This window comes from Collinsella sp. AM33-4BH (assembly GCF_003469205.1).
Classification (GTDB): domain Bacteria; phylum Actinomycetota; class Coriobacteriia; order Coriobacteriales; family Coriobacteriaceae; genus Collinsella.
In genome coordinates this window covers 20978-33204 of sequence record NZ_QSIN01000016.1, presented here as the reverse complement: position 1 = coordinate 33204, position 12227 = coordinate 20978, and the positions used below count along the sequence as shown (strand labels likewise).

8 protein-coding genes are annotated in these 12227 nt (G+C 59.5%); all 8 read left to right on the top strand.

Annotated features, from left to right (window positions below; translation table 11 throughout):
• The first annotated feature begins 138 nt into the window (after window positions 1-138).
• On the top strand, window positions 139-678 hold the full coding sequence (acpS, locus tag DW821_RS09525) for a holo-ACP synthase (protein ID WP_055252164.1): 540 nt from the start codon (window positions 139-141) through the stop codon (window positions 676-678).
• Complete coding sequence (locus DW821_RS09520; protein WP_118066662.1) at window positions 679-2295, top strand: NAD(P)H-hydrate dehydratase; 1617 nt, start codon at window positions 679-681, stop codon at window positions 2293-2295. It abuts the gene before it with no gap.
• Window positions 2296-2297: 2 nt separating this feature from the next.
• Entirely contained in the window at window positions 2298-3443 is a 1146-nt protein-coding gene (gene alr / locus DW821_RS09515; protein WP_118066660.1) for an alanine racemase, read from the top strand.
• A gap of 8 nt (window positions 3444-3451) precedes the next feature.
• Entirely contained in the window at window positions 3452-4072 is a 621-nt protein-coding gene (locus tag DW821_RS09510; RefSeq protein ID WP_118066658.1) for a uracil-DNA glycosylase, read from the top strand.
• 12 nt (window positions 4073-4084) lie between these two features.
• Window positions 4085-4591, top strand: a complete 507-nt coding sequence (gene tsaE, locus DW821_RS09505) for a tRNA (adenosine(37)-N6)-threonylcarbamoyltransferase complex ATPase subunit type 1 TsaE (protein ID WP_118066657.1) — start codon at window positions 4085-4087, stop codon at window positions 4589-4591.
• Window positions 4578-6962, top strand: coding sequence for a tRNA (adenosine(37)-N6)-threonylcarbamoyltransferase complex transferase subunit TsaD (gene tsaD / locus DW821_RS09500; RefSeq protein ID WP_118066655.1), 2385 nt, complete (start codon window positions 4578-4580; stop codon window positions 6960-6962). Before tsaE ends, tsaD begins: the two co-directional genes overlap by 14 nt.
• 792 nt (window positions 6963-7754) lie before the next feature.
• Window positions 7755-9644, top strand: a complete 1890-nt coding sequence (locus DW821_RS09495; RefSeq protein WP_117821411.1) for a carbon starvation protein A — start codon at window positions 7755-7757, stop codon at window positions 9642-9644.
• Between the two features lie 183 nt (window positions 9645-9827).
• Window positions 9828-12020: a hypothetical protein gene (locus tag DW821_RS09490; protein WP_158567567.1), complete on the top strand. Its 2193-nt coding sequence runs from the start codon at window positions 9828-9830 to the stop codon at window positions 12018-12020.
• Window positions 12021-12227: the final 207 nt, after the last annotated feature.

Sequence of the window (12227 nt, the reverse complement as noted above, 5' to 3'; positions counted from 1 at the left end):
GGGGGAGGCCTCGCGGCCTCCCCCTTTTTTGCGTTTACGGGTTTTGTCTCACATAGTAGCTGTGTTTTATAACCCTCGTTTGTCGCATCTTCTGTGAACGGGCTACAATAACTTAGTCTGTGCGATATGGAGGTGAACATGGCTGAAGCTGGTATCGGCGTTGATATCGTCGAGATTTCCCGCATGAAATCAATTCTTGAAAAGACGCCGTCGTTTGCTCGGCGTGTGTTTACCGAAGAAGAGCGTGCGTATTGCGATGCATCATCGCGTCCCGCTGCTCACTATGCGAGCCGCTTTGCTTCGCGTGAGGCGGTGCTTAAAGCTCTTGGCACGGGTTTTAGTCAAGGCGTGGGTCGCAAGGATGTTTCGGTAACGCGTGATAAACTCGGCAAACCGAAGGCTCTGCTTTCTGGCCGTGCTCTCGAAATCGCCCAGGATTTGGGTGTTGTCGAGGTCGCTCTTTCTATTACCCTTACGGGTGACTTGGCTGTCGCTAATGCCATTGCAATCACCGAGGATGCTCGACCTAAGCCTAAGGAAGAAAAGGTGAGCAACAAGAAACGCGTTGCGCAGACATTTAAAGAGGCTCGCTCTGTTTTAGATGAGCTTGAGCAGCTGCAGAATTCAGCATTGACGGAGCACTTGGGCGATGCTTCGCAAGATACGCTAGGAGCATAGATGAAACCGGTTTTGAGTACCGAAGAAGTCGTTCGTCTCGAGGATATCATCGAACGCGAAGGGACTTCGAAGGCCGAGCTTATGGAGTTAGCGGGTGAGTTTGCCGCCAACGAGGTCTTGAAGCTCAATCCCGATCGGGTTCTCGTTCTGGTCGGTTTTGGTAATAATGGCGGCGACGGTTGGGTTGCCGCCGATATCCTGAGCCACAAGGGTGTGGACGTGGATATCGTTTCTCCGGTTGAGCCGGATGAGATTCCTGCTGCTTTGGCACGTCATGTTGCTCGTCGAACTGCCGGCCGCGATGTGCACGTTTGCGTCGGTCCCTCGCGTGACGAACTCGAGGTTTTGATCGATAAGGCGGATGTTGTTGTCGATGCCATTTTTGGTACCGGTTTCCACGGGAATCTGCGTGCGCCGTTCTCCATTTGGATTCCTACGGTCAATGAATGCGCCGATTGTGTCGTATCCATTGATGTCCCCTCGGGCCTGAATGCCGAGACGGGCGTTGTTGATGACGACTGCATTCGTGCCGAGCGCACGGTGACGATGATTGCGCCCAAGATTGGTCTGTATAGCGCTGATGGCCCTGAGTATGCTGGCGATTTGATCTGCGGCAATCTTTACGACCGTCTTGACGAAGTCATCGATGATGTTGACCACGCCGCCGAGATTGTCGAGCCCGGTGACTTAGTTGATTACTTTGCTCCGCTACCATCGAATATCGATAAGTATTCCCGTGGCTCTGTGCTTATTGTCGCCGGATCGGCGCAATATCCTGGTGCTGCCATTATGGCGGCCAAGTCTGCAGCTCGCGCGGGTGCTGGTTACGTGGCAGTCGCGGCTCCTGACGCCTGTGCCAATCTCATTCGCATGGCACTTCCTTCGATTCCCGTCTTTGCTATTCCGTCTGATTCGCGCGGCTCCTTTGGCGCCGCTGCGCGCATGACGGTGTGTGAGATCGCAAAGAAGTACAGCTGCGTGCTGTGCGGTCCCGGTATGACGACGTCTGCTGGCGCTATGCAGGTGGTTTCGGGCTTGCTCGAGCTTGAGGTACCGCTAATTTTGGACGCCGATGCACTCAACTGCCTTGCTAAGATTGCCATTGACGGTATTGATAGTAACCCCGAGATGTATCGTCGCGAGCAGCCGTTGGTTATGACGCCGCATTATCGTGAGCTTTCGCGCCTGGTTGCCGGTGACGAGGTGAACGACCTTGGTACCGCGATTGCGGCCGCGCAGAAGGTTGTCTGGGCTGCAGGCTCCGACAATCTGGTGGTCATAGCCAAGGGGCCGACGACGGCTATCTGTGGCGTTGAGCGCGTGCTGCTGCCACTCTCGGGTCCGGCTTCTCTGGCAACTGCCGGTTCGGGTGATGTTCTCGCGGGTATTTTGGCCGGCACGCTTGCCACCATGCGCGACGAGATGGATCGTTGGGAGTTGCTGTATTCGTACGCCGTCGCACTTCACAGCTACGCCGGTTTTGCCGCGGCGACGGAGTATGGTGAGAAGAGCGTTATCGCAACCGATCTTATCGACTTGATCGGTCCTGCCATGGAGCTGGCGGCAAAGGATGCGCTCGAAGATCTGGGAATCATGGACGAAGGGTCGGATGACTAATCATGAATAAAGCCGATTTGACGCGCTGGTCCTGGGTCGAGATCGACCGCGGGGCGCTCCGTCGCAACACGAGGGCCTATAAGAACTTGTTGAATCCGAGTCAGCGCCTGTGCTGCGTGGTCAAGGCCGATGCTTATGGTCATGGAGCTGTTGAGTGCGCCAAGATCATGTATTCGGCCGGTGCCGACATGTTTGCCGTGGCGACGGTTAACGAGGGCGTTGAGCTCCGACAGGGCGGGATTACGAAACCCATCCTCATCCTAAGCGAGCCGCCTATCGAGGCCATTCCGACGTTGCTCGAGTTTGATATCATGCCCTCGGTCTATACGTCTGACTTTGCTCTTGCGTATGGCGAATGTGCCGTCGCGGCGGGCAAGGTGGGCAAGTATCATCTCGCCATCGAGACGGGCATGAACCGCATTGGCGTACATTACACGCAGGTGCTCGACTTTGTCCGCGGTATTAATTTCCATCGCGGTATTCAGTGCGACGGCGTATTTACGCACTTCGCCACGGCCGATGAACCTTCGGGTTGGGACTACAAGCTGCAGTGCCAGCGTTTTACCGAGGCCGTTCAGGCCATTAAGGACGCAGGTTTTGAATGCGGTATCGTGCATTGTGCCAATACGCCGTCCTCGATGCTCGATTCTTCAATGCACTTTGACATGATTCGTGCCGGCATCGGTTTGTATGGTCTGCAGCCGTGCGAGCTGAGTGGCCGCGTGATGCAGCTTGACCCCGTTATGAGCGTCCATGCGCGCGTGACGCGCGTGGCACACCCTGCGATGGGTGAGGGCGTGGGCTACGGTTTTACCTACCGCGTACCGCGTACGCGCGTTCAGATCTGCACGCTGCCGATCGGTTATGCCGACGGCCTATCGCGTACGCTTTCCAATCGTATGGATGTGCTGTATCGCGGCGAGCGCGTGCATCAGGTTGGCAATATCTGCATGGACCAGTTTATGGTCGCCATTCAGTCCAACCCGGCACACGAGATTCCCGAGGCCGAGTATGGTGACGAGATGATTATTGTCGGCCGCGATGGCGATGCCGAGATTACCATGGACGAGATGGCCCGACTGCGCGGAACGATTAACTACGAGGTCGCCTGCGGCTTTGGCATGCGTCTCGACAAGGTCTACGTGTAGGAGCCGCTATGGGCGTCATGCACATCCCCGGCCATACCCATCAGGCGCCACGTGAGGTCGCACTCGAGGAAATTGAGGCCGTTCTGGGCGATTGTCACCTCTGCCAGCTCTACCAGTCGCGTCACAATATCGTGTTTGGCGTGGGAAACCCCCGCGCTCGCGTGATGTTTATCGGTGAGGCGCCGGGCCGCAATGAGGATTTGCAGGGCGAGCCCTTTGTGGGGGCGGCAGGCGAGGACCTCAACGGCATTTTGTCGCTGGCGGGGCTCAAACGCGAAGACGTCTACATTGCCAACGTGCTTAAGTGCCGCCCGCCGGGAAACCGCAATCCGCGTCCCGAGGAAGTGCTGGCTTGCTCGCCGTTTTTGCGTGAGCAGATTCGAAGCATCTGGCCTGATATTATCGTGACGCTCGGCAACCCCGCGACGCACTTTGTGCTCAAGACCGAGATTGGCATTACTAAGCTGCGCGGCAGGTTCCACCAGATGGGGCATTTTGTAGTAATGCCCACTTTTCATCCGGCAGCAGCGCTGCGCAATCCGGCGTGGCAGGAGCTGCTGGGGGAAGACTTTAAGATGCTGGGCGATTATCTGGAGCGACATCCCGCACCAGAGGACGCCTCGGAATAATAAGGAGCATATATGTCCCTGGAGCGCCTGGGGGTAGGTACTTACAAAACGACTTGCGCTGCCGATACGGAGTACTTTGGCGAGCTAATTGCACCGTGCCTTGAGGACGGAGATGTGCTCATCCTGACCGGTGGCCTGGGAGTGGGCAAAACTCACTTTACCAAGGGCGTCTCGCGCGGGCTGGGCGATGGGCATATGGTTACGAGCCCTACGTTTGCGCTCATGGCCGTTCACGATCAAGGTCGTATTCCGCTGTTTCACTTTGATCTATACCGCCTGGAGCATGCCTACGAGCTCGAGGATACGGGCATTTTCGATGTGCTGGGCTATGAGGGTGCTTGCCTGCTGGAATGGGGCGAACAATTCCAGGACGAGCTGACGGATAAGTATCTTTCGGTGACGCTCAAGCGTGATGAGGGCGACAGCGATGTGCGAACGATAACGCTTGAGGCGCACGGTGACCGCGCAATGGAGCTTTCCCATTTGATTGATAAGGCTGTACAAGATGAGCTTGCATAACGACAACGCGCTGGTGGTGGCGCTCGATACCTCGACCGACATGCTTGCCTGCGCGGCAAGCTGGATTGATGGGCAGACGGGCGAGACGAAGCTCGTGAGTGGCGACCACATGTGTCGCCGTCACGCCAACGTTGAACTCGTGAATACCGTTGATGGCGTGCTGGCTCAAGCCGGTCTGGATCGCAGCGATGTTGGTTGCTATGTGGTCGGCCGCGGCCCGGGGTCCTTTACGGGTGTGCGCATCGGCATCTCCACTGCCAAGGGCCTCGCGCGTGGTGCCAATGTTCCGCTGCTGGGCGTGTCGACGCTCGACGCTTGCGCTTGGACGGCGTGGAAGGCTGGCGTGCGCGGCAAGCTTGGTATTTTGGCCGATGCTATGCGCGGTGAGGTATATCCGGCGCTGTATATGCTGGTCGATGAGGGCCCCGAGCGTCAATTTGAGCGCGAACACGTGGTCAAGGCCGCCGTGGCGCTCGATGAGTGGCGCCAAGCAGCGGACTGGGACCAGGTTCAGCTGACCGGTGACGGTCTCGTGCGCTATGGCAAGCTGCTGGGTGAGGACGAGACCGCCCGCTGCGTGGAGCGCGACCTGTGGTGGCCTTCGGGCGAGGGCTTGCTGCTCGCGCACGCTGCGGGTGACGGCGATCCGGCCCGCGTCCTGCCGATTTACACGCGCCTTTCGGATGCCGAGGAAAACGAGCGCAAGCGTCTTGGTCTTGCCGAGAGTGCGCAGAGCGAAATTACGGGCGTTGCCGATGAGCTCGCCGGTCGTCATCTGCAGTTCCGTCCCATGGGCGCGGCGGATGCCGAGGGCGCGAGCGCGCTGGAGGCTGCCTGCTTTGAAGGTGCCGGACACGAGGCGTGGACGCCGGGCATGTTCCTGTCCGAACTGGGCGAGGACGTCGCTGCGCCGCGTAGTTGGTGGGTGGCACACGACGACGGCAAGCTACTGGGCCTTGCCGGCGGTATGGTCGTGGACGGTGATGTGCAGATTCTGGATGTCGCCGTCGACCCGGCACATCGCCGTGAGGGCATTGCCCGCAAGCTGCTGTCGCATGTGAGCTATGATGCCCAGATGCTCGGCTGCACCACGGCTTCGCTTGAGGTCGAGGACGGCAACGAGGGAGCGATCGCGCTTTATAACGCTCTGGGCTTTACCGAGGCAGGACGGCGCCGCGGCTACTATGGTGCCGGCAAGGATGCCATCGTCATGACGGCTCCGCTGCCCCTGGTGCTTCCGGTCGACAATGCTTCGCCCGAGCCGACGGCAGCTGAGCAGCGCGTATGGCCGCTGCCTGCGCCCGGGCGCTCCGAGGGGGAGCGTGCCGAAATTGAACGACGTCGCCTAGTGCTCGCTATCGAGAGTTCCTGCGACGAGACGGCCGTGGCGATTATCGACGCGGATGGCAATATGGTGGCCAACCAGGTGTCGACACAGATTGATTTTCACGCCCGCTTTGGCGGCGTGGTGCCCGAGATCGCCTCGCGCAAACACGTTGAGGTGATTGTGAGTGTCGTGGATGCGGCGCTCGAGGATGCCGCAGCATCGCTTGGTCTTGAGGGTGGAGCCATTGCTCCCAGCGAGCTTGCCGCCGTGGGCGTGACACAGGGTCCGGGCCTGGTGGGCGCCCTTGTGGTGGGCGTTGCCTTTGCCAAAGGCTTTGCCTACGCTGCCGGTAAGCCGCTCGTATGCGTCAACCATCTGGAGGGGCACCTGTTTGCCAACCTGCTAGCGCAGCCCGATCTCAAGCCGCCGTTTATCTTCACGCTCGTCTCGGGCGGTCATACCATGCTTGTTCACGTCAAGGCGTGGGGAGACTACGAGGTGCTCGGCGAGACGCTCGACGACGCCGTGGGCGAAGCCTTCGACAAGGTGGCAAAGGCGCTGGGCCTGGGCTATCCCGGTGGCCCCATCATCTCCAAGCTTGCCGAGACGGGCAACCCCAAGGCGATCGATTTTCCCCGCGCGCTTAACAGCAGGGGAGACTACCGCTTCTCGCTTTCGGGCCTCAAGACGGCGGTGACGCTCTACATCGAGCAGGAGACCAAGGCCGGGCGCACGATTCACCTGCCCGATCTGGCGGCTTCGTTTGAGGCGGCTGTCTTCGACGTGCAGTACAAGAAGGCCAAAAACGCACTGCACGCTACCGGATGCAAGGAATACTGCATCGGTGGCGGCGTCTCGGCCAACCCGCATCTGCGCGAGATGATGATCAAGAAGCTTGGGCGTCAGGGGATCCGCGTAACGGTGCCACCGCTTTCGGCGTGCACCGACAACGCCGCCATGATCGCGGAGGTCGCCCGCCGTAAATTCGACCGAGGCGAAATCTCGCCGTTCGACGTCGATGCCGATCCGAACATGACGCTGTAGTCATACGGGTGCGGTCCCCGACCGGAGGGGCCGGATATAAGGTTTCCTGCTCTACAGTCCTGCGCAAGACGAAGGCCACATTAAGTGGCCTTCTTTGCGTGCGGAACTCGCGATAAACCTTATATCCGGCCCCTCCGGTCGGGGACCTTTCTGTATCGATATAGCTTTTGGGCTGGATCGGCGTCGACAACGTCCGGCAAGGATAGTTAGCCCGCGTCGAATTTCCGGCGTGCTTTAGCTGAAAGAAAAAGTTGGTGTGCGGAGCTTTCGCTCTGCATTTGGGATGGGAGCCCCTCGGGAGCGGGCGGGCGTATACAAGGTTTATCGCGAGTTCCGCACGAGCCGGAGAGCACTTAATGTGCTCTCCGTGCGAGCAGGACTGTAGAGCAGGAAACCTTGTATACGCCCGCCCGCTCCCGAGGGACATCTCTCATGCAAAAACTTTTGTCGGATAAAGTCAGAGGTCAGTGGCGTTTTATACCGAGAAATTCAAAAAAAGTTGAAAATTCATTACATATTTGCGTTGACTTTAGGTAACTAAAGTTTCATACTCCTTTTCAACCACTGGGGATGTGAACACGCACGGATCGTTCACATCATGATTGAAGAGGATTTCTTAGACATGTTCACGCATCAGCTAAACATTATCAGCGTAGTAATTATCTGATGCGGGTTAGCACATACAGCTAGCCCGTACGATAACGGGCGGCTGATGAAGATGAGGGCCGTCGAGCGCAACCGACGGCCCTCATTTTTTATGTCTAGGAAGTTCTTTTTAGAGGAGGAAATGTAATGAACGGAGTTTTGCTCATGGTTGTGGCCGCGGCGGTGCTCGCCTGCGGCTATCTGGGCTATGGCCGATGGCTGGCCAACAAGTGGGGCGTTGACAAAGAGGCCCTCACGCCGGCCAAGCGCATGAAGGACGGCAAGAGCTTCTCGCCCGTTTCCGCCTTCACCGCGTTCTCTCACCAGTTCAGCTCGATCTGCGGTGCTGGCCCTGTTACGGGTACGATCGTCGCCATGGCCTTCGGCTGGCTTCCCGTCGTGCTCTGGGTCCTCATCGGCGGCATCTTCTTTGGCGCCGTCCACGACTTTGGTGCCCTGTACGCTTCGATGAAGAACAACGGCAAGTCGCTCGCTCAGCTCATCGAGAAGTACATCGGCAAGACCGGTCGTCGCCTGTTCCTGCTGTTCTGCTGGCTGTTCTGCATCATCGTCATCGCCGCCTTCACCGACATGGTCTGCAAGACGTTCATGTTCACCCCGGCCGTTGACGCTTCTGGTGCTGCTACCGGTGCCATCGACTTCACCAAGTCCTATGCCGCCGGCTGCGCTGGTACCATCTCCATCCTGTTCACCTTCGTCGCTATCGCCTTTGGTTGGGCCCAGAAGAAGTTCAACCTCACCGGCGCTGCCGAGTTCGTCACCGGCGTTGTCCTCATGGTTCTCATGTTCGCCGTCGGCATGCAGTTCCCGGTCTACCTGGATAAGTTCCAGTGGTTCGCCGTCGTCATGGTCTACCTGGTCTTCGCTGGCGCTATGCCCATCCAGATGCTCAAGACCCCGCGTGACTACCTCACTTCCATCATGATGATCGTCATGATCGTCTGCGCTGTCCTCGGCATCGTCGTCCTGGGCGTCAACGGTCAGGCCACTATCACCGCTCCGGTCTTCACCGGCTTCTCCACTGCCTCCGGCATGATGTTCCCGGTCCTGTTCGTCTCCGTCGCTTGCGGTGCTCTCTCCGGTTTCCACAGCCTCGTTTCTTCCGGCACCTCTTCCAAGCAGGTCGAGAAGGAGCAGGACGCCGTCAAGGTTGGTTACGGCGCAATGATCGTCGAGTCCTTCGTCGGCATCCTTGCCATCATCGTTGCCGGCATCATGTTCTCCGATATGAACACCGCCGGTACCGGCGCCCTCAACGCTGGTGTCGCTTCCACCCCGTTCCAGATCTTCGCCGCTGGCATCTCCCGCGGTATGCAGGCCTTCGGTGTTGACGGCACGCTCGCTACCGTCTTTATGACCATGAACGTCTCCGCTCTGGCTCTGACCTCGCTCGACGCCGTCGCCCGCATCGCCCGCACCTCGTTCTCCGAGTTCTTTGCCCAGACCAACGATGCCCTGGCCATCGAGTCCAAGGCCGGCTATATGAAGGTCCTCGGCAACCCCTGGTTCGCCACGGTCGTTACCCTGCTTCCTGGTCTCGCCCTCGCTTTTGGTGGCTATGCCAACATCTGGCCGCTCTTTGGTGCCTCCAACCAGCTGCTCGGCGGCATGACCATGATCACCCTCGCCGTGTTCTGCAAGTGCACCGGCCGCAAGGGCTGGATGCTCTATGTGCCCGTCGCCTTCCTGCTCTGCTGCACCTTCACCTCGCTGGTCCAGAGCGCCATGGGCTGCATGACCGCCGTCCAGGCCTACGGTTTCTTCGGTACCATCCCGGCTACTGCCACCACGGCCGCCGTCTCCGTCGCCGCCACCAAGGGCCTGCAGCTCGTCTTTGCCGTCCTGCTGATGGTCCTGGGCCTCATCGTTGCCGTTAACTGCCTCAAGGAGTTCTTCGGCAAGGAGGCCGGCTCCATGCCCGACGAGGAGCCCGAGTGGTCCGAGATGGGCAAGGCCGAGTACGGTCGCGCCGCTGCCGCTGAGGCTCCTGCCGACGCCGAGGCCGCTAAGGCCTAGTCGGTCGGACGGGTTGAATCTCCCATCTATTTGACTCGGAAAGACCGGATCCGCAATCAAGCGGACCCGGTCTTTTTTCTTGTGATAACAGGTGGTGCAAGGGCGTTCTCGCAGATGTTTTGCGTGGATAGGCTCGTGCGTTGTACCATATGGACGTATATGTGTGCATATGAAAGGGGCCCCGTGGCCAAGACGGTATATTCCGATAATCAAAACAATGTCGATGCTCTGGCTGAGCGTCTGAGCAGCCAGACGTCGCTTTCTGCCGAGCGCGCCAAGCTGGTTGCCTACGACCTGCTCTGCCGCAAGGCGCTCAAGATTAAGTCGAGCGCGCTGGCGCAGATTTTCCGCTCCGTCGATAAGGAATGCGATACCAAGGCGATGCGCGATGAGCTTATCGCGGCAAATATCGTGACCAAGATCGAGGGCAGCGGCATTAACGGGCGCCCGGCGTTCTATACCATCAATGTCGAGATCCGCGATGCCCAGGAGCAGCCTGCCGAGTCCGTCGAAGATTTTGTCGTCGAGGATTCCGCTGACGTGCCTGCTGTGGAAGAAGTTGCTCCGCGTGAGCATGTTGATACCGATGAGTTGCTCGATGAGAACGTCGTGCGTGCCTTTACGGCCAAGGCAGGGCGCGGCGGTTTTGGCGGGGGTGGCAAGCGCGATGCGCAGCGTCGCGCCCAGCAGGAGCGCTTCCGTCGCGCCGTTGCTCAAAAGGGTGAGACGGATGCCGAGGCTGTTGAGAACGAGGTTGCTGCCGAGTCGCAGAGGCCCGCGAAGGAGCAAAAGCCCGTGGAGGCCCAGGAGCCCCAGCGTCGCCGTGGTGCCCACTTTAAGGCTGCGCAGCAGGATGTCGTGCATGAGGTTGAAGAGCTTTCCGAGGCCGCAGACGATGTTGAGGAGTCTGCCAAGAAGGCCCCGGGCTCATGTCGTCCCGGACGTGGTTTTGCGAGGCGCGCGTATCCCGTAAGGCGTCAGGAGAAGGGCGAGCCGGCTCCGACCGCTCAGGCCGAGAAGGCCGAACAAACCGAGAAAACCGTTGAGCCGGCGGCTCGCGAGCAGAAGCCTGTTGAGCCGCAGCTTGAGGTTGCTGCCGAGGCCAAGGGCGAGCAGCCTACTGATGGGCAGACGGAGCAGGGCGCGTCGAGCAGGCCTCGCCGCCGTCGCCATCGCGGGGGTCGCAGTTCCCATGCCGAGACTGCAGCCGAGAAGACCACGCCGCAGGACGAGGATGCGAAGGCCGAGGTTTCTTCGGGGCAGCCTAAGCGCCAGCCGGCGAAGGAGAGCAAGTCCGATCGTCCACAGAAGCAGGCGTCTATGCCGAAGCGCGAGCGCAATTCCCAAGGCGATTCTAAGCGCAGGTCTCAGAAGAAGCCGGAGTCTGCCGCAGCAGATGCTGCTGCCCAGCAGCCCGAGTCGGCCGTCCACGGCGAGGTATCGGCGTTTGCCCTTGCCCGCGTTTTAGGCAGGCAGCTGCTCAAAGTTGTCCCTACGCCTACGGCGCTCTCTAAGATCAAGGAGCAGCAGACACAGATCGTAAAGGTCGAGGGCAAGGACGGCAAAAAGGCTCCGCAGCGCACTCAGCACAACGAGATGTCCAACCGCAAGATTGCCGAGGAAATCGCAATCATCCAGGCTTGGATCGAGCAAAACCGAGGTGCCGATACGCCGGTTGCCTCGCGCCGCCAGCGTGCCTACCAGATTTTTAACGACGAGAAGGCTTTTGACGGCAAGCACGGCGAGCGTCTAATTCGGCGTATGACCGAAAAGGGCATCAGCATGCAGGCGATTAAGGTCGCCCCCAACCGCCCCGTGCACTTTACGGGTTTCTTTACGCTGGGCGCCGATAAGCCGTTCATTATGGTCGAGAACCTGGACACCTATGACGAGATCGTCAAGCTCCTGCGCGGCCGCAAGCACGCTAAGCTCTTTGGCATCAAGGTGGGCGGCGTGATTTTTGGCGGCGGATGCAAGGCGAGCGTCTCGCATGCCCTGGACGATTATCTGGCTGAGATCGGCTATCGCTTTAACTACGTCTACTACGTGGGCGATATCGACCGCGAGGGCGCGCGCATCGTCGAGCAGGCTCGCAATGCCAATGTGGTTGAGATTCGCCTGCATGCCGGCATGTACCGCGCCATGCTCGCCGAGCATAAGCGTCGCGTGAAGGCCGGCGGCGAGTGCGAGCCCGCGGCTGCCAACCAGGGCGTGCCGCAGAACTTGGCGGCGACGATCAAGGATCTGCCCATGGTCACGCGCGTGCAGTTCCGCAATGTGCTGCGCGAGGGCGGGCGCATTCCGCAGGAGATTCTGATGACCGCCGACTATCGGGATGGCGACTCGGGAAGCTTCGACCGCATGCTGAACAACTAAATTCCGCCGGCCCCGGGAGAGCGGGGACACCGGCTTAGGTTTCCTGCTCTACAGTCCTGCTCACGACGGAGGCCACATTAAGTGGCCTCCTGTTCGTGCGGAACTCGCGATAAACCTAAGCCGGTGTCCCCGCTCTCCCGGGGCCTGTCGTGGCTTGGCCGTTGCATGCGGCTCGCTTTTCGGAACGGGGCTGACGGACACGTTCCG